Raw genomic sequence first — 19,556 nt, forward strand, 5'->3', positions numbered from 1 at the left:
CACCGGAAGGGGCACGACGATGACCGAGATGGTCACGATGACCGGGGAATCCGCCGCACCCGCCCTGGTCTTCGGTGACCGCCGGGTGTCCTACACCGAGTTCCGTGCCCGGGTCGACACCCTGGCCCGGGAACTGATCTCGGCCGGGGTGGCACCCGACGTCGCCGTGGCCGTCTGTCTCGACCGGTCGGTGGAACTGCTGGTCGCGGTGCACGCGGTGGTCTCTGCCGGTGGCCAGTACGTACCCCTCGACCCGTCGGCGCCCGCCGACCGCACGAGGCACATGGTCGAGACCGCGGCGGTGCGGCTGGTGCTGACCGGCCCCGCCGCGGAATCGGCCGACGGCACCGGCGTGGACGCCCTCGGCACCGGTGTCCGGGTGCTGACCGTCGACGCCTCGGGCCCTTTCGACCCGCACACCCCGCCGGTGACCGACGCCGACCGGCGCGCACCGCTGCACCCCGACGACGCCGCCTACACCCTGTTCACCTCGGGATCGACCGGGCGTCCCAAGGGGGTCACCGTCTCCCATCGCGCCATCGTCAACCGGCTCGACTGGATGCGGGAGTGGTACGCGATCAAGGACTCCGACGTCTTCCTGCAGAAGACGCCGGTCACCTTCGACGTGTCGGTGTGGGAACTGTTCCTCCCGTTCACCGTGGGTGCCACCCTGGTGATCGCCGAACCGGACCGGCACGGTGAGCCGGAGTACCTGGCCGGTGTGATCACCGGCCACCGGGTGTCGGTGGTGCACTTCGTGCCGTCCATGCTCGCCGCGTTCGCCGACGTGCTCGGTTCGCGCCGCCTGGCCGGATTGAGTTGTCTGCGACTGCTGTTCACCTCCGGCGAGGCGCTGACCGCGGCCACCGCCGGCACCGTGCTCGCCGCGCTGCCCGGGCTGGGGCTGCACAACCTGTACGGACCGACCGAGGCCGCGGTCGACGTCACCGCGCACCGGGTACGCCCGGGGGAGACGGTGGTACCCATCGGGGTGCCGGTGCCGTCCACCTCCACCTACGTCCTCGACCCACGGTTGCAACTGGTGCCGGTGGGGGTGCCGGGCGAGCTCTACCTCGGCGGTGTCCAGCTGGCCCGCGGGTATGCCGCACAGCCCGCCCTCACCGCCGAACGGTTCGTCGCAGACCGGTTCGGCGACGGCGGCGGACGGCTCTATCGCACCGGTGACCTGGTCCGCTGGAATGCCGGCGGCGAGATCGAATACCTGGGCCGCACCGACTTCCAGGTGAAGTTGCGCGGTCAGCGCCTCGAACTCGGCGAGGTGGAGGCGGTGCTGTCGGCCGTCGACGGCGTGGTGCATGCGACGGTGACCGTCGCGCGCGTCGGCGACGACGACCATCTGATCGCCTACCTCGCACCCGACGACGTCGACCTCGCCGCCGCCCGCACGGCGGTCGCCGCCGCCCTGCCCGAGTACATGCGCCCCACCGTGTGGATGCTGCTGGCCGAGATGCCGCTGAACTCGGCCGGGAAGGCGGCCCGCCGGGAGCTGCCGCCCCCGGTGCTGGGCACGGAATCCGATCATGTCGCACCGGAATCGGATCTGGAGGAGATGGTGGCGAGGGTTGTCGGCGACGTCCTCGGCATCGACCGGGTCGGTGTGGCGACCTCGTTCTTCGACCTCGGTGGGAACTCGTTGTCGGCGACGCGCGTCGCGGCCCGGCTGGCCGACACCCTCGACCTCGACGTCACCGTCCGCGATCTGTTCGACACCCCCAGTGTGCGAGAACTGGTGGCGGCCACCGCGGGTCGGGGCCGCCGCATCCCCCGCCTGGCCCCGGCGACCCGCCCGGAACGGATTCCGCTGTCGACCGCGCAGTCCCGGATGTGGTTCATCAACCGGTTCGACCCGGAATCGGCGGCCTACAACATCCCGATGGGTCTGCGTCTGTCCGGCGCACTCGACGCGGTGGCCCTGCGGGATGCGCTCGGCGACGTCGTCGAACGCCACGAGGTGCTGCGCACGCGATACCCGGCCGACGAGCACGGCCCCGTCCAGCAGATCCTGTCCGCGGCCGAGGCCCGCGCGATGCTCGACTGGGCCGACGGATGCGACGCCGATGCCCTGCTCCACGGCGCCACCGACGGATTCGACGTCACCACCGAACTCCCGATCCGGGCCCGGCTGGCCTCGGCCGGTGCGGACTGCTGGGATCTGGTGATCACCGTGCACCACATCGCCTTCGACGGCGAGTCGGCACCGGTCTTCGTGCGGGATCTGTTGGGCGCCTATCTGACCCGTACCGGAGCCGATGCCATCGCACCGGCGCCCCTGCCGGTGCAGTACGCCGACTTCGCCCTGTGGCAGCGGTCGGTGCTGGGATCGGCCACCGACCCCTCCGCCCGGATGGCGGTCCAGCTCGACCACTGGCGCACCGTGCTGGCCGACCTGCCCGAGGTCACCGATCTCCCGATGGATCGCCGGCGGCCCACCGTACTCGACACCGCGGCCGGTCTGGTCACGGTCACCATCGACGACGCGGTGGCCGATGCGCTCGAGGTGTTCGCGCGGGAGCACGACCTGACCGCGTTCATGGTCTCCCATGCCGCGCTGGCGATCACGGTCGCGCGCCTGGCGGTGACCACCGACGTGGTGATCGGCGCACCGATCGCCGGGCGGACCGATGCGGCCCTGAGTGATCTCGTCGGCATGTTCGTCAACACCCTGGTGCTGCGGACCCCGGTCGACCCGGCGCAGACGCTGTCGGAGTTCGTCGCCACCGTCCGCGCCGTGGACGTCGATGCCTTCACCCATTCCGACGTGCAGTTCGACGACCTGATCGACGAGCTCGCCCCGGATCGGTCCACCGCTCATCAGCCACTCGTGCAGATCGCCATCACCCACGGTGCCGCCGATCATCGCCGCCCCGCCCGACTCGACGCCGCGGCGCTCGGACTGACCGCCGAACCGCTCGGGATCGCCGCACCCGTCGCCAAGTTCGACCTTACCGTGGGCGTCACCGACCGGTCGTCCGACGGCCCGATGAACGCCGGATTCGTCTATGCCACCGCACTGTTCGACGAGTCGACGGTGCAGCGCCTCGCCGACACCTGGCTGCGGGTGCTGCTCGCCCTGATCAGCGAACCCGACGTGGCCACCGGAGACGTCGACCTCGTCGACGAGCGGGCCCTGACGTCGATGCGGCCGAGCCGCAACTCCACCGGGGTGGCAGCCCCGGCCGCCGACGGCGGCATCTCCGTCCCGCGCACCCTCGTCGACATCCTCGCCGCCCGGCGCCCCGACCCCGACCACCCGGCCCTGATCTGCGCCGGGATCGAGCTGTCGAACGCCGAGTTCGACCGTCGCACACAGCGACTGGCACGAGCCCTGATCGAGCGGGGGATCGGCGCCGACGACGTGGTCGCGGTGGGCCTCGAACGATCCGTCGAGTCGGTGATCGCGGTGTTCGGCGTGATCGGTTCCGGTGCGGCCTATGTGCCCGTCGACCCCGCGCACCCACAGGACCGGATCGACTACATGCTGGCCGATTCCGGTGCGCGATGGGGGATCACCGACGCCGCCACCCGATCCCGGCTCGGGGACACCTGCCGGTGGATCGACGTGGCCGAGGCCACCGACGCCACCCGCAGCTCCCTGCCGATCGAGGCCGGCGAGCGGCACGGCACGATCCGACTCGACACACTCGCCTACCTCGTCTACACCTCCGGGTCCACCGGCCGTCCCAAGGCGGTCGGGGTGAGCAACCGGGGACTGGCCACCCTGATCGATGCGCTCGCCGAGATCACCGGCACCCCGGAGCAGTCGCCGGACACGCGCATCCTGCATGTCGCATCGCCGAGTTTCGACGCCTCGGTGCTGGAGATGATGTGGTCGGTCGCCCTCGGCCACACCCTGGTGATCGCACCCGCCGGGGAGTACGCAGGCGATGCGCTCGGACGAATCCTGGAGCGCGACAAGGTGACCGACACCCTGATCACGCCGACGGTACTCGCCACGGTCGACCCGCGACACGGGCGCGGAATCCGCAACCTGGTGACCGGCGGCGAGGCCTGCCCGCCGGAACTCGTCACGCGGTGGGCACAGGCCCGGCCCGGCGGGGCGATGTTCAACTTCTACGGGCCGTCGGAGGCCACCGTCTGGGCCACCACCGGCCGTTCGGTGCCCGGCGAACCGATCGTGATCGGGCGTCCGGTGCGCGGATTCACCGGATATGTCCTCGACGCCCGGCTGCACCCGGTACCGCAGGGTGTGGTGGGGGAGCTGTACCTGGGCACCCCCGACTCCCTCGCCCGCGGATATCTCGGCCGGCCCGGCCTGACCGCGGCGTCGTTCGTGGCCGATCCGTTCACCGCGATCCCCGGCGGCCGGATGTATGCCACCGGAGATCTGGTGCGGATCGGCGCATCCGGGGACATCGAGTTCGCCGGGCGCGCCGACCACCAGGTGAAGATCAACGGACAGCGCGTCGAACTCGGCGAGATCGAGGCCGTGCTGGCGGCGCAGCCGGGTGTGGAATCGGCGGTCGTCCTCGGCGTCGCCGACGACACCGGCCGCTCCCGGCTGGTCGCCTACCTGGTTCCCGAAACCGCCCCGAACCCCGAGACCGCCCCGAACCCCGAGAGCGCCGACGCCGATGGCCGGAGCGACCTCGACACCGACGTGATCCTGCGGGGTGCCGCCGACCACCTCGCCGGCCACATGGTGCCCCACCACGCCGTCGTCCTCGACGCACTGCCCACCACTCCCGGCGGCAAACTGGACCGCAAAGCCCTTCCGCGGCCGACGCTGTCGGTGCTGTCGGCGCAGGACGCGGGCCACGAGGCCCCGGCCACCGCGGCCGAGGAGGCCCTCGCCGCGATCGTGGCCGGCCTGCTCGGCCGCGAGCGGGTCGGGGTCACCGAGTCGTTCTTCGCGCTCGGCGGCGACTCGATCATGTCCATCCAGCTCGCGTCCGCGGCCAAGGCGGCAGGACTGCACCTGTCCCCGCGGGAGATCTTCGAGCACAAGACGATCCGCGGGATGGCCCGGGTCGCCGGGGACGACGCCGACCGGATCGACCCGCTGCCCGAACCGGCGGGTGGACCGATCGGTGAGATGCCGATCCCGCCGATCGTGTCCTGGCTGGTGTCGGCCGCACCCACCCCGGCCGATCTCGCCGACTTCAACCAGTCGATGGTCCTGACCCGGCCCGCCGGCCTCGGGCCCGGCGAACTGCGCCGGGTGCTCTCGGCGGTCGTCGCCACCCACCCGATGCTGTCGTCCGCCCTGCGGATCACCGACGCCGGCCCGGTGCTCACCGCCGGTCTGCCGTTCGACGCCGACACCGCGATCAGCACACACACCGTCGACCACGCCCACGGTGTGACAGGAACCGACGGGGTGGCAGGACCCGACGGTGTGGCAAGAACAGACGCGACGGTGCCGGCCGAACAGATCCGCCAGGTGCACGCATCTGCGGCGCGCCGCCTCGACCCGTCCGCCGGGCGGGTGGTGCACGCGGCCCTGATCGACGACGGCGCCGGCGGTGGCCGCGTCGTCCTCGTCGTCCACCACCTCGCCGTCGACGCGGTCTCCTGGCCGATCCTCGTGGAGGACCTGATCACCGCGTGGACACAGGTGTCGGCCGGACAGGAACCGGCACTGCGCGGTGAGGGGACATCGCTACGCGCATGGCAACACGCCGTGGCCGGGCAGATCGACCGGCACCGAGGGGAACTGGCTCACTGGCTGACCCGCAGTGCAGGCGATGCCTCGTCGGTGCCCGCCTCCACGGTGCTCGCCTCCACGGTGCTCACCTCTGCTGCGGACACCCCGGAACCCACACCGGATACCGCATACCGCTATCGCGAGACCGCATCGGTGGTCCGCGAGGTGACCGGCCCGATCGCCGCGGCCGTCGCCACCGCGGTGCCCACCGCCTTCGGCGGCACCGTCGCCGACGTCCTCGTCGGTGCCCTCGCACGCGCCATCCGCAGCCGACAGTCCGCGCAGGGGATCGGTTCGGGCGCACCGCTGTCGGTGCTCCTCGAGGGACACGGCCGATACGAGGACCTCCTCGCCACCGGCAACCGGCCGGTGCGCGCCGACCTGTCGCGCACCGTCGGCTGGTTCACCTCCATCGCGCCGATCGCACTGTCGGCCGACGGCGACATCGTGCACGCCGTCAAGGAGGCCAAGGAAGAAAGGGTCGGCATGCCGGCCCACGGCATCGGCTTCGGGCTGCTGCGCCAGGACGACGGCACCGGACTCGCTGCCCACCGGCTCCCGGACATCGCCGTCAACTACCTCGGGACCCGGGCCGTGCGCGGTGCGGGCGACGACACCGCCGTCGCGGATGCGGCCGGGCCCACCGAATCCCTGCCCGCCGAAACCCTGACCGCCGAAACCCTGACCGCCGAAACCCTGACCGGCCGATTCCTGCCCGCCGCGGACGCACCGTTCCTGCCGTCGGTGGTCACCGGCGACCTCGCCGCGATGAGTGCCCTGACGATCAACGTCGGCGCCACCACCGGAGACCGGCCCGCGGTGACCGCGGACTTCCGGTATGTGCCGGAGGTGTTGTCGCACAACGACGTCGCCGACATCGCCGATCGCTGGGCGCAGGAACTCGACGCCGTCGTCCGATATGTCGCCGAGACCGGCGATGTCGGCCTCTCGCCCTCGGATGTGCCCGGGACCGGGGTGACGCAGACCGACCTGGACGAGCTGGGTGACCGGTATCCCGGTGCCGACGTGTGGCCGCTGTCGCCGTTGCAGCGCGGCCTGTTCTTCCAGGCCGAGCTGGCCGGTGACACCGACGTCGACGTCTATGTGACACAGGCGATCCTGGAGCTCGGACCCGATGTCGACCTCGACCGCCTGCGCCGGGCCGGAGACGACCTGCTGATCGGCCATCGGGTGTTGCGCAGCGGCTACCTGCGTCTGCGCAGCGGAGCCGCGGTCGCGGTGATCCCCACGCAGGCACAACTGCCCTGGCAGACCGTGACCGTCGACGACGCCGCAGTGGCCGCCGGCCGCATCACCGAGGTGGCGGCGGCGGAGCGGACCCGGCCGTTCGACCTGACCGCACCGCCGCTGATGCGTGCGGCCGCCGTCGTCCATCCCGACGGTGTCGACGTGGTGATCACCAGCCATCACCTGCTGTTCGACGGCTGGTCGGCTCCGCTGGTGCTCGCGGATCTGCTGGCGCTGTACGCAACCGGGGCCACCTACACCCGTCGCGGCACCGGCGACTTCGCCGACCATCTGCATCGCCTGGCCGCTGCCGACGACGAGGCCGGTCTGGCCGCATGGCGCCGGCTGCTGGCACCGCTGGACGCCCCCACCCTGGTGGCTCCGGGTGCCTCGATCACCGCCGATGCGATGCCCGTGGATCTGGTCGTCCCGATCGAGGCCGACCTGGTGGCCGCGGTCGACCGCCTCGCCCGGGCACACGGTGCGACCGTCTCCACCGTGCTGCAGACCGCGTGGGCGATCTTCCTCGCCGAGTTCACCGGCAACCGTGTGGTGGTGTTCGGCGAGACCGTCTCGGGTCGTCCCGCCGACCTCGACGGTGTGGAATCCATGGTCGGGCTGTTCATCAACACCCTGCCCGTGGTGGTCGACGTCGACCCGGACCTCTCGATCGCCGGGCTGCTGGAAAACGTTCAGGCGGACAAGGTCTCGGTCCTCGATCACCAGCAGCTCGGGCTGCCCGAGATCGTTGCGGCGGCCGGGGTCCCGGTGGTGTTCGACACGCTCACGGTGCACGAGTCCTACCCCGTCGACCGGGACTCGGTGACCGCTGCGGCCCCGGGGGCGGGTCTGACGATCCGGGGGATCTCCACCCGGGACGCCACCCACTACCCGCTGAACCTGGCGTCGGCCCCCGCCGGTGACGCGCTCACCCTGACCCTGAAGTACCTGCCGTCGGCCTTCGACGACGCGCAGGTCGCGGTGTTCGGCGAGGTCCTCCGGCAGATCCTGCGATCGATGGCGACCGCACCGGCCACCCCGGTCGGACGGATCGAGCTCGTCGCGCCCGGCGCCCGCACCGATGCGCTGATCGCCCCGCGCCTGCCCGCGACCACCCCGGTCACGATCCCCGACCTGCTGGCCGGCCGAACCGTCGACGCCGGTCACCCGGCGCTGATCTGCGACGGACAGGTGCTCGACCATGCGGAGTTCGAGGCCCGGACCAACCGGGTGGCGCGATCGCTGATCGGCCGGGGGATCGGGGCCGAGGACGTCGTCGCGGTGGGCATCGAGCGCTCCGTCGACTCCGTCGTCGCCGCCTGGGGCGTGCTCAAGAGCGGTGCGGCCTACCTGCCGATCGATCCCGCACACCCCGACGACCGGATCGCCTTCATGATCGGCGACTCGCAGGTGAGCACCGGACTCACCACCGCGGCCACCCGTCCGCGACTGGGCGAATCCGACTGCCGGTGGCTCGATCTCGCCGACGTGGCGACCCACGGTTCGGCGGCGCCGATCGCCGCCGACGAGCGGCATGGGCACCTGCGCGTCGACGGACTGGCCTATCTGATGTACACCTCCGGTACCACCGGACGACCCAAGTCCGTCGCGGTCTCGCACCGCGGTGTGGCCACCCTCGCCGCAGAGCTGCGAGCCCTCACCGGTGAGCGCGGCGCCGACCCGGACACCCGGGTCCTGCACGTGGCGTCGCCGGGGTTCGACGCGTCGTTCTTCGAGATGATCTGGGCGATCGCCGGCGGACACACCCTGGTGATCGCGCCGGCCGGCGACTATGCCGGCCGGGCCCTGGGCACCGTACTGCGTCGCGACCGGGTCACCGACATGGTGATCACCCCCTCGGTGCTCGCGACGCTGGAGGTCGGCGACGCCGCCGGCGTGCGCCTGCTCGCGACGGCCGGTGAGGCATGCCCGCCCGATCTCGTCACCCGCTGGGCCGGTGACGGCCGCGCGATGGTCAACCTCTACGGTCCCACCGAGTCCACGGTGTGGTCCACGGTGGCCGGTCAGACACCCGGGGCGGAGGTGACCATCGGTCGCGGTATCCGCGGGATGGCCACCTACGTGCTCGACGACCGGCTGCGCCCGGTGCCACGCGGGATGGTGGGCGAACTGTATCTGTCCTCCGCGGTGTCACTGGCCCGCGGCTACCTCAACCGAAGCGCCCTCACCGCAACACGATTCGTTGCCGACCCGTTCGCCGGACCGGGTGGCCGGATGTATGCCACCGGCGATCTCGTCCGGGTGCGCACCGGCGGCGACCTCGAGTATGCGGGCCGCGCCGACCACCAGGTGAAGATCAACGGTCAACGCGTCGAACTCGGTGAGATCGAGGCCGTGCTCACCGGTGTGGACGGCGTGAGTGCGGCGGTGGTCCTCGGGGTCGGTTCGCCGGCCGTCGCGCTCGTCGCCCACCTCGTCGCCCCCGCCGATCTCGACATCGGTGTGGTCCGGGCAGCTGCAGCCAAACAGCTTCCGGCGCATATGGTCCCGGGCGCATTCACCATCCTGGACGCCTTGCCGCTCACCCCGACCGGCAAACTCGACCGGGATGCGCTGCCCGACCCGCTGCACCGCGGCGCGGACCTGCCCTACGTCGCGCCGGCCACCCCCGACGAGGAGGCCGTCGCGGGCGTGTTCGGTGAGGTGCTCGGCGTCGACCGGGTGGGTGCCACCGCGTCGTTCTTCGACGCCGGCGGCAACTCGCTGTCGGCGGCCCGGCTCGCGGCGCGGCTGGCGGATCGCTTCGACGCCACCGTGACCGTGCGCGATGTCTTCGACGCACCCACGGTGCGGATGCTCGCCGACCTCGTCGGCAGCGATGCGATGGCCGGTGCACGCGCGCCGATCACCGCCATCACCCCACGGCCGCAGGAGATCCCGCTCTCGTTCGCGCAGCGGCGGATGTGGTTCGTCAACCGATTCGATCCGTCGGCGGCCACCTACAACATCCCGGCCGTGCTGCGGGTCGAGGGCCCGCTCGACATCGGGGCACTGCGGGCGGCGTTCGGCGACGTCGTCGAACGGCACGAGATCCTGCGGACCACCTTCCCCGAGGTCGACGGCATACCCCGCCAGCACGTGCATCCGGCGACCGATGCCGGACGTCTGCTGGACTGGGCGGAGCTCGATTCGGTCGACCGGCTCGAGGCCGCCGTCACCGCCGGCTTCGACGTCACCGCCGAGTTCCCGATCCGCGCACGCCTGTGTCCCGTGCCCGGCGGTGCCCACCTCATCGCGGTGGTGCTCCACCACATCGCCGCCGACGGCGAGTCGGTGGGCCCGCTGGTCGGCGATCTCGCCTCGGCCTACCGGGCACGGGTCGAGGGCCGGGCCCCGCAGTGGACCCCGCTGGACGTGCAGTTCGCCGACTTCGCGATCTGGCAGCACCGCGTACTCGGCGACCCGGCCGACGAGCAGTCGCCGGTCGGGACGCAACTGGCCTACTGGCGTGAGCGTCTCGCCGGACTCCCCGACATGCTCGCGGTACCGGCCGACCGGCCACGTCCACCGGTGCAGTCCCATCGCGGCGCCACCGCCGGCCTCGTGATCCCGGCCGCGGTGGCCTCACGGCTCACCGCGGTGGCGGCAGAGCACGCGATGACGCCGTTCATGGTGCTGCACGCGGCGGTCGCGGTGCTGTTGTCGCGGCTCTGCGCCACCGACGACATCACCGTCGCCACCCCCACCGCGGGCCGCGGCCAGGCGGTGCTCGATCCCCTGATCGGGATGTTCGTCAACACCCTGGTGCTGCGGACACAGGTCCGGGGGAGCGAGCCGTTCACCGATCTGCTGGCCCGGGTCCGCGCCGACGACCTGGCCGCATTCGCACACGCCGACGTCCCGTTCGAGGCACTGGTGGAGGCGATCGATCCGGTTCGGTCCGAGTCGTTCTCGCCGCTCGCCCAGGTGATGCTCGCACTCGACCAGGCGTCGGCGACGTCGGGTGGCGCGGCGGTGCCGGCGGTCGAGATCGGCGGTCTGCACGTGGAACCGGTTGCCGCGCCCGCGGTCCCGGCACAGTTCGACCTGACGGTGTCGATCGCGACGGCACCCGACGGTGAGGACTGGGGTGGATCGGTGGTGTATGCGACCGACCTGTTCGATCCGTCCACCATCGAGGCGTTCGTCGCACGATTCGTCGCCGGACTCACCGACCTGCTCGCCGATCCCGCTGCGGCAGTGGCCGATACGACCCTGCTGCTGCCGGCCGAGCGTCCCGGCCTCGCCGCCTGGACGACCGGGCCGCAGCAGGCCGTGGCGCCGATGCTGCTGCCGGATGTGCTGGGGGCACAGGCGGTGCGGACACCGGATGCGACCGCGTTGGTCAGCGGTGATCGCGTGGTGACCTACGCCGAGTTCGCCGCGCGGGTGTCGGCGCAGGCCCGCGAGCTGATCGCACTCGGCGTGGGACCCGATGTCGCCGTGGCCGTGTGCATCCCGCGATCGGTGGAGATGCTGGTCGCGGTGCATGCGGTGGTGACCGCCGGCGGACAGTATGTGCCGGTGGACGTGGAGGCGCCGGTCGGGCGGGTGCGGTCGATGTTCGAGACCGCCGACGTCCGGGTGCTGCTGGTGGACCGGTCCGGCCGGTCGGTGTCGGCCACCGGCGTCGCCGCGGAATCCGGTGTCCCGGTGCGGCAGGTGGACACCGGTGGGCCGGTGCCCGCGGCCGACACCGACGGCGCCCCGGTGGCCGCCGCCGAGAGGCTCGCGCCGATCGGTCCGGAGACCGCCGCGTACACCCTGTTCACGTCCGGATCGACCGGTACGCCCAAGGGTGTCACCGTCGGCCATCGGGCGATTGCCAACCGGCTGGTGTGGATGCAGCACGACCATCGGTTGACCGCGGCCGACGCGGTGGTGCAGAAGACGCCCTACACCTTCGATGTGTCGGTGTGGGAACTGTTCTGGCCGTTCATGATCGGCGCACAACTGATCATCGCCGAGGCCGGCCGTCACGGCGACCCCCGCTACCTCGCCGACCTGATGGCCACCCGGCGGGTGTCGGTGGCGCACTTCGTCCCGTCGATGCTGTCGGCATTCCTCGACGTCGTCGACGCCCCCCGGCTGGCCGCACTCGACGGGCTGCGCCTGCTGTTCACCTCCGGTGAGGCGTTGCCGCCCACCGTGGCACAGTCGACCCTTGCCGCGTTGCCCCGGACCCGGCTGTACAACCTGTACGGGCCCACCGAGGCCGCCGTCGACGTCACCCGGCACGAGGTGACCGCGGGGGAGACGGTGGTGCCGATCGGGCGACCGGTGCTCAACACCACCACCCATGTCCTCGACGGGCGGTTGCGGCCGGTGCCGCCGGGAGTGGCCGGTGAGCTCTACCTCGGCGGTGTGCAGGTGGGCCGGGGATATGCGGCCCGTCCGGATCTGACGGCCGAACGGTTCGTCGCCGACCCCTTCGGACCCGCCGGTGCTCGTCTGTACCGCACCGGCGACCGTGTCCGCTGGGATCGCGACGGACGGCTGGAGTATCTGGGGCGCACCGACTTCCAGGTCAAGCTGCGCGGTCAGCGCCTCGAGCTCGGCGAGATCGAGGCGGTGCTGGCCGGTGCCCCGGGGGTGGTCCACGCCGCGGTGATCGTCGCGCCGGGTCCGGCCGGAGACCGGTTGGTCGCCTACCTCGCCCCGGCCGACGCCGACGTCGAGTCCGCCCGGGCACTCGCGGCGGGACGGCTACCGGAGTACATGCGGCCCGACGTCTGGACGACGCTGCCGGAGATGCCGCTGAACGTGGCCGGAAAGGTCGATCGGAAGTCGCTGCCGGCCGCGGCCGCCGAACCGTCGGTGTACCTCGCTCCCGGCACCGAGGTCGAACGCATGGTGGCGCAGGTGTTCGCCGAGATCCTCGGCGTCGACCGGGTGGGTGTCACCGACTCGTTCTTCGACCTCGGCGGCAACTCGCTGGCGGCGACGCGGGTGGTGGCCCGGGCCGGTGAACGATACGGTCTGCGCATCGAACTGCCCTGGCTCTTCAGCGATCCCACCGTCGGTTCGCTGGCCCGCCGGATCGCCGATCACACCGTCCTGGCCGGCGACGTCCTGATCGCCCTCCGGACGCAGGGCGGGCGAGCGCCGCTGTTCTGTGTGCACCCGGCCGGCGGCCTGGCGTGGTTCTACGGCGGACTCGCGCCGCATCTGGCCGACCGTCCGATCTACGGCCTGCAGGACCCGCACGTGATCCTCGGCGAGCCGACCGCCGGCGCCGAGGCCCTGGCCCGCCGGTATGTGGCCGAGATCCGTCGGGTCCGCCCGCACGGGCCCTACCACCTGCTGGGCTGGTCGGTCGGCGGTGTGATCGCCCACGCGATGGCCACGCTGCTCGAGGCCGAGCACGAGGAGGTGGCCTTCCTGGGCATCATGGACTCCGCACCCGAACCGGCCGGACCGGCGGAATCGGCCGGACCGGCGGAATCGGCCGGACCTGCCGACCGGTCGGCGGTTCCCGATGTGCTCGACGGTTCGGTCGCGGCCGATCTCCTCGGCGGGTGGCGCGACCTGTTCGACCTCGGCGACGAGGTCCGCGCCGAGTCGCCGGCGGAACTCACCGCGATCATCCGGTCGCAGATCGCCGGGATGGGACTGCTCGCCGACGATCAGGTGGAACGGATCATGGAGAGTTTCGCGGCCTCCGACGAGGCCGTGCTCGGCTACCGACCCGGTGTGTTCGGCGGTGACGCACATGTCTTCGTCGCCACCGCGGACAAGCCCGACCCGGGGCGTGTGGTCGACGCGTGGCGACCCTTCGTGTCGGGTCCGGTGGCCGGCACCGAGGTGGACACACACCATCTCGGGATGGCCGACGAGGCGTCGCTCGCGGTGATCGGCCCGGTGCTCGACGAGGCGCTGACGGTTGCCGACCGTCGCGGCCCGTCCACACGGAGGCCGGTGTGGGGAGGGCCTGGGCTCAGACCGTAACCTGAATGTAGTTAGGTGACCCTATCCACGGGTCCCGACGTCGAACGAATGATGAATTGACGATGTCGCCGCGCGAATGCGCGCGACGACATGACAATGGTGGGAACGGCGGCCCGTGTGCCGTCGGCGCCAGAGAGAGGACGAGGTAGATGACGAACCCCTTCGATGACGAGAACGGTCGATTCTTCGTGCTGGTCAACGACGAGAACCAGCATTCGCTGTGGCCGGTCTTCGCCGACATCCCGGCGGGCTGGACCAAGGTCTTCGGTGAGGACAGCCGGGCCGCATGCCTGGAATACGTCGAGAAGAACTGGACCGATCTGCGGCCCCAGAGCCTGATCGACGCCATGGAGGCCGACAAGGCCGCGCGTGCGGGCGGCGGGGACGCCACCGGGCAGTGACCCGTGGGAGATACCCGGCGGCGAGCCGATGTCGCCGCCGGGTGTCGCACCCGTAACACTTTCACATCAGCAACATCTTTCACATTTTCCTCACGCGGTTGCGCTTGTATCGTCGGTGGCGAAAGTATTGTCATTATGGACTGTGTGATTCGTCACAGCTGCCGATGGCCACTCCGTGTAAGCGGCCTCGGTCGGGCACAGTGAGCAGAACGTGTTCCGTCGGCGGACCCTCAGTGGTGGCCAGTTCGAGGAGGCCGATGTGGTATCCGATCGTGAGGTCGAGGCCGTGGTGTCAGAGGTCGGGCGCCGTGCGCTGATCACGCCCAGTCTGGTGGCGGTGCGTGTCTTCGGCGAGGCCATCACCTTCGGTGATCTCGACCGATCCATCCGCGAGTACACCATCGTGATGGAGGCCCGCGGACTCTCGCCGCATGCGGCCTTCTTCGCGGCCCTGCTCCACTGTGCGCCGTCGCTGGCGTCGGTGATCGACGGCAAGAGCTGTGAGCGGGTCCTCGACGATGTCGTCACCTGGATCGGGCGCGATATCGACACCGGTCCGGCGCAGGGGCTGCGCGCCGTCGGCTGAACCGACTCGGGTTCCCACGATCAGGCCCCGGAGCCCTGCGCTCAGGCCCACAGCCTTGCGATCGGACTTCAGAGTCCCGCGATCAGCAGTACCAGGAACAGGATCGGCAATCCGACGATGGCACTGCCGGTGCCCAGCACGATCCCGGTGATCGCGCGGCCGGTACCGCGGTAGTCCGAGCGCCTGCCGATCTGGAAGGCCCCCACCAGTCCGAGGACGACGGCCAGCGCGCCGACCAGGCCGCCGAGGCCGGCCAGCGGGATCAGTGGCATCGACGCCAGTCCCGAGATCATCGCCGCCTGTGCGACCGGCGCGGTCCGGCGCGTGGGCGGGAGGACGGGCTGCAGCGGCGTGTACGGCACCGGATCGGGGCGGCCGAGGTCCCAGTAGTCGCCCACCGCGGGTAGCGGGGAATCGTCCTGCCGGGCGCGGGGCGACAACCAGAAGCTCCCGGTGGCCGGCGTCGCGACCTCGACCGCGGCCGGGACTGGTGCTGCGGGGATCGGCGCGGCGGGTGGCGTCCCGGTGGAGGTGAAGGCCGTGGAGGCGGGGGCGGGGAGCGGTTCGTCGTCGTTCACCGTCGGCCATCGGAGATGCTGATCGGTCACCGCGGGCGCGATCGGACTGGTGGGGTGATCGGTCCGGGTCATCCGTTCCTCCTGGTCCATGGGCCGGGTCCGAGTGTACCGACGTCCGCCGACATCCCGGTCCGCCGAAGATCGCGTTCCCTGTTCCTCGTCGTCCCCGTCGCGGGCGCCGGGTGCGGAGATGACAGACGCCCCACCGGATGGGTCCGGTGGGGCGTCTGTGGTCGGTACCGGATGAGGTCAGTGACCGCCGGGCATCATCGACGACAGCTGCTCGACGACGCTGCCGCTGAGCTTCCAGGTGCCGTCGACGTTGACGTAGGTCAGGTCCAGGTCGACCGGGTGATCGGGGGCGTGCGGGCTGGTCACGGCGACGGTGACGGTGGCCTTGTCGCCGTCGGCCTTCACGGTCTTCACCTCGTACACCTCGGGGCCGTAGCCGGCGGCCGACGCGCCCTTGTTGTAGGCCTGCAGGGCGGGCTTGGTGGCCGGGTTGGAGGTGTCGACCACGGTGTCGAACTGCTCGCTCGAGGTGTCCGGGTTGAGCGCGGTGCGCAGGATGGTCTGCGCCGACGCCACGTCGAGATCGGTCGCCTGGGCCTCGCCCGAGGTGCTCGCCTCGGCAGATGTCGACGCGGACGCCGACGTCGTGGTGGTCGAGGTGGTGTCGTCGTCGCTGGAGCATGCGGCGACGGAGAAGACTGCAGCGCCGGCCAGCAGGGCCGCGGCGACGGACTTCCGAAGCGTCATTTCGTGACTCCCATCGAGGATTAGGTAAGCCCACACTAACTCACCGGTAGGTTTCGCTCGAGGAGGCGCCCCGCAGGAATTAAACGGACCAAGGTCCGGTTATGCTGGGTGACAGTTACCCACCGGCACCTCGGAGGCGCGCCATGCAGTTCGGACTCTTCAGCGTCAGCGACATCACCACCGACCCCACGACCGGCATCACCCCCACCGAGAACGAGCGCATCAAGGCGATGGTGACCATCGCGAAGAAGGCCGAGGACATCGGGCTCGACGTCTTCGCCCTCGGTGAGCACCACAACCGTCCGTTCTTCTCGTCGTCGCCGACCACCACCCTGGCCTACATCGCCGCCCAGACCAGCACGCTGAACCTGTCCACCTCGACCACCCTGATCACCACCAACGATCCGGTGAAGATCGCCGAGGACTTCGCGATGCTGCAGCACCTCGCCGACGGGCGCGTCGACCTCATGCTCGGCCGCGGCAACACCGGGCCGGTCTACCCGTGGTTCGGTCAGGACATCCGGCAGGGCATCCCGCTGGCAATCGAGAACTACCATCTGCTGCACCGGCTCTGGACCGAGGACGTCGTGAACTGGGAGGGCAAGTTCCGCACCCCGCTCACCTCCTTCACCTCCACTCCGCGCCCGCTCGACGACGTCGCACCGTTCGTGTGGCACGGCTCGATCCGCAGCCCGGAGATCGCCGAGCAGGCCGCCTATTACGGGGACGGCTTCTTCGCCAACCACATCTTCTGGCCCGCCGAACACTCCAAGCGGCTGATCGACTTCTACCGCGAGCGCTACGAGCACTACGGACACGGCAAGGCGCACCAGGCGATCGTCGGTCTCGGCGGACAGTTCTTCATCCGCAAGAACTCCCAGGACGCCGTTCGCGAGTTCCGGCCGTACTTCGACAACGCCCCCGTCTACGGACATGGCCCGTCGCTGGAGGACTTCACCCGCGAGACCCCGCTGACCGTCGGCAGCCCGGCCGAATTCGTCGACCGCACACTGTCTTTCCGTGACACCTTCGGCGACTATCAGCGTCAGCTGTTCCTCGTCGACCACGCCGGCCTGCCGTTGAAGACGGTGCTCGAGCAGCTCGACGAGCTCGGTGAGGTGCTGCCCGAACTCCGCAAGGGCTTCGCCGCGGGCCGCCCCGCCGACGTCCCCGACGCCCCGACCCACGCCTCGCTGGTCACCGCCCGCGACGCCGAGGCCGATTCCGCCGACAACACAGAGAAGGTGAACGCATGACCGCCGTGGATCTCGTCGCGGTCAACGCCGGACTCGGTGAGCCGTCGTCGACGAGGATGCTCGTCGACCGGCTCGTCGCCGCGACGACCGCCGAATTCGGTTCGGACGGAGTCGATGTCACCGTGACGGTGATCGACCTGCGGGACCTCGCCGTGGACCTCGGGACCTCGATGGCCGCCGGTTTCGCCACCGGTGCGGCCCGGGCGGCGATCGAGCGGGTGCAGCAGGCCGACGCGCTGATCGTGGCGACCCCGGTCTTCAACGCCTCGTACTCGGGGTTGTTCAAGACCTTCTTCGACCTCGTCGACGTGGATACGATGACCGCCAAGCCGGTCCTCATCGCGGCAACCGGTGGCAGCCCGCGACATTCGATGGTGCTCGACCACGCGCTGCGCCCCCTGTTCGGGTATCTGCGCACCGTGGTGGTGCCGACCGGGGTGTACGCCGCGTCCGAGGACTGGGCCGGCGGTTCCGGTGACATCACCTCGCTCGACACCCGGATCAGGCGTGCGGCAGCAGAACTGGCGGCTGTGGCCGGCACCCGCCCCGGCCGCGCGGTGCGCTCGGGTCGTCGCCCGGCCGCCGATGCGGTCGCAGACACCGCCGACGGTTCGGATGCGAGCCGCCGCGCCGAGCAGGCGGGTATCGACAACTTCGCCCGGCTGCTGGGCCGCTGACCAGACCCCGCTGACCCGGATCCCACCACGACACCGCCCCGGCCATCCGGCGGCGGACGGTCTGCTCGAGTCCGCCGACGAGCGCATAGGCCAGTACCGAGACCGCGATGATGATCGCGGTCGACGCCCAGAGCTGGTCGTAGTCGAAGGCCCAGGTCACCGATGTCAGCAGCGGTCAGATGTCGGTGGGCACCGCGGAGTGGATGTCGCCGAGACCTACGGCTCGTCGGGGTGGAAACCCGGCGGCAGGCGCGGCGGCTGCGGAGATGCTCGAACGCTGAGCGAGGCGGGGCCGTTCGCCAGATGTCCGTCGCTGGATCACAATGGGGGTCTCATCATCCTGTCGAGGAGGCGTCCCGTGGCCGGCTATCCACCCCGTAACGACACCCCGGACACCCCGGTGTTGCTGCCCGCACCGATCGAGCGGATCGTGTTGGGCCTGCAGCCCGTCCTCGGGCCGATCGCCCGCCGGACCCCGGCGCTGGCCACCATCACCCATCGCGGTCGGGTCACCGGCGAGACCTTCCAGACCCCGGTGCGGGCGTTCCGTGGCGACGGGGTGCTCGCCGTCGCGATGATCCACGGCACCACCGACTGGGTGCGCAACATCCTCGCCGCCGGGGCCGCCGACGTCCGGCTGTCCGGCACGCAGTGCCGCATCGTCAACCCGCGGGTGGTGCCGGTCGGCGGTGACGCCGACGGTCTCCCCGACGCCGCACGCAAAGCGCTACGACGCAGTGCGGTCTTCGTCGCCGACATCGGCTGAGCCCATCGTCGCTCGCGTGGGCCGTCGTTGCGTCGTGAGGTCGGCTGTCTGAGGTTTCGACACGTCTCGTCGCTGCGCTCCTCGTCGGCTCAACCATCGTGTGGTTCTTGCGGTTTGGGTAGTGGGTGGTTGAGCCGGGGCCGAGCCCTTGGGTGTTCGTGTGGGCTGTTGTTGCGTCGTGAGGTCGGCTGTCTGAGGTTTCGACACGTCTCGTCGCTGCGCTCCTCGTCGGCTCAACCATCGTGTGGTTCTTGCGGTTTGGGTAATGGTTGGTTGAGCCGGGACCGAGCCCTTGGGCGAGGACCCGTGTCGAAACCTGGTGAGACAGCGGTGTTCGCAACCACTTTCGGGGTGTTTGGTGGAATGGGTGGTTGCGTCGTGAGGTTGGCCGTCTGAGGTTTCGAAACGCCTTGTCGCTGCGCTCCCCGTCGGCTCAACCATCTTGTGGTGCTTGTGGTTTGGGCAATTGGTGGTTGAGCCGGGGTCGAGCTCTTGGGTGTTCGTGTGGGCTGTTGTTGCGTCGTGAGGTTGGCCGTCTGAGGTTTCGACATGTCTCGTGGCTGCGCTCCTCGTCGGCTCAACCATCGTGTGGTGCTTGTGGTTTGGGGAATTGATGGTTGAGCCGGGACCGAGCCCTTGGGCGAGGACCCG

General features: G+C 70.7%; 8 protein-coding genes. 6 read left to right on the forward strand and 2 right to left on the reverse strand.

The genetic code is table 11. The features are described 5' to 3' along the window. The first annotated feature begins 19 nt into the window (after positions 1 to 19). The 3 genes from Q9K23_RS19370 (at position 20) to Q9K23_RS19380 (ending at position 14,869) form a co-directional block, all read left to right on the forward strand. The gene (locus tag Q9K23_RS19370) at positions 20 to 13,882 is read left to right on the forward strand and encodes a non-ribosomal peptide synthetase (protein ID WP_305950245.1); all 13,863 of its coding nucleotides are present in this window, start codon (positions 20 to 22) and stop codon (positions 13,880 to 13,882) included. Between the two features lie 149 nt (positions 13,883 to 14,031). After that, positions 14,032 to 14,283 (forward strand): MbtH family protein, encoded by a 252-nt coding sequence (locus tag Q9K23_RS19375; protein WP_020793989.1) that lies wholly within the window; start codon positions 14,032 to 14,034, stop codon positions 14,281 to 14,283. Between the two features lie 259 nt (positions 14,284 to 14,542). After that, positions 14,543 to 14,869, forward strand: a complete 327-nt coding sequence (locus tag Q9K23_RS19380) for a hypothetical protein (RefSeq protein WP_261978009.1) — start codon at positions 14,543 to 14,545, stop codon at positions 14,867 to 14,869. A 68-nt stretch (positions 14,870 to 14,937) separates the two neighbouring features. Here the strand turns inward: Q9K23_RS19380 and Q9K23_RS19385 are convergent, their stop codons facing one another. Both Q9K23_RS19385 and Q9K23_RS19390 read right to left on the reverse strand, forming a co-directional pair. Beyond that, positions 14,938 to 15,519: a DUF4190 domain-containing protein gene (locus Q9K23_RS19385; protein ID WP_082365988.1), complete on the reverse strand. Its 582-nt coding sequence runs from the start codon at positions 15,517 to 15,519 to the stop codon at positions 14,938 to 14,940. Between the two features lie 177 nt (positions 15,520 to 15,696). Then, positions 15,697 to 16,206, reverse strand: a complete 510-nt coding sequence (locus Q9K23_RS19390) for a hypothetical protein (RefSeq protein WP_020790272.1) — start codon at positions 16,204 to 16,206, stop codon at positions 15,697 to 15,699. 143 nt (positions 16,207 to 16,349) lie between these two features. Here Q9K23_RS19390 and Q9K23_RS19395 point away from each other — a divergent pair, with 143 nt between their 5' ends. The 3 genes from Q9K23_RS19395 to Q9K23_RS19405 all read left to right on the forward strand — a co-directional run bounded on the left by Q9K23_RS19395 (position 16,350) and on the right by Q9K23_RS19405 (position 18,905). Continuing rightward, the gene (locus tag Q9K23_RS19395; protein WP_053777910.1) at positions 16,350 to 17,462 is read left to right on the forward strand and encodes an LLM class flavin-dependent oxidoreductase; all 1,113 of its coding nucleotides are present in this window, start codon (positions 16,350 to 16,352) and stop codon (positions 17,460 to 17,462) included. Then, positions 17,459 to 18,139 (forward strand): CE1759 family FMN reductase, encoded by a 681-nt coding sequence (locus Q9K23_RS19400; RefSeq protein WP_053777909.1) that lies wholly within the window; start codon positions 17,459 to 17,461, stop codon positions 18,137 to 18,139. The genes Q9K23_RS19395 and Q9K23_RS19400 overlap by 4 nt, the downstream gene beginning before the upstream one ends. 358 nt (positions 18,140 to 18,497) lie before the next feature. Then, a complete protein-coding gene (locus Q9K23_RS19405) occupies positions 18,498 to 18,905 on the forward strand; it encodes a nitroreductase family deazaflavin-dependent oxidoreductase (protein WP_305950246.1) in 408 nt (135 codons plus the stop codon). The last annotated feature ends 651 nt before the right edge of the window (positions 18,906 to 19,556 follow it).

Origin of the sequence: Gordonia sp. NB41Y (assembly GCF_030718915.1) — a bacterium.
GTDB classification, from domain to species: Bacteria; Actinomycetota; Actinomycetes; order Mycobacteriales; family Mycobacteriaceae; genus Gordonia; species Gordonia desulfuricans.

Excerpts from the sequence above, each read along its gene's own strand:
- Q9K23_RS19370 (WP_305950245.1), top strand. The coding sequence starts at position 20 with ATGACCGAGATGGTCACGATGACCGGGGAATCCGCCGCACCCGCCCTG.
- Q9K23_RS19375 (WP_020793989.1), top strand. The coding sequence starts at position 14,032 with ATGACGAACCCCTTCGATGACGAGAACGGTCGATTCTTCGTGCTGGTC.
- Q9K23_RS19385 (WP_082365988.1), bottom strand. The coding sequence starts at position 15,519 with ATGACCCGGACCGATCACCCCACCAGTCCGATCGCGCCCGCGGTGACC.
- Q9K23_RS19390 (WP_020790272.1), bottom strand. The coding sequence starts at position 16,206 with ATGACGCTTCGGAAGTCCGTCGCCGCGGCCCTGCTGGCCGGCGCTGCA.
- Q9K23_RS19395 (WP_053777910.1), top strand. The coding sequence starts at position 16,350 with ATGCAGTTCGGACTCTTCAGCGTCAGCGACATCACCACCGACCCCACG.
- Q9K23_RS19400 (WP_053777909.1), top strand. The coding sequence starts at position 17,459 with ATGACCGCCGTGGATCTCGTCGCGGTCAACGCCGGACTCGGTGAGCCG.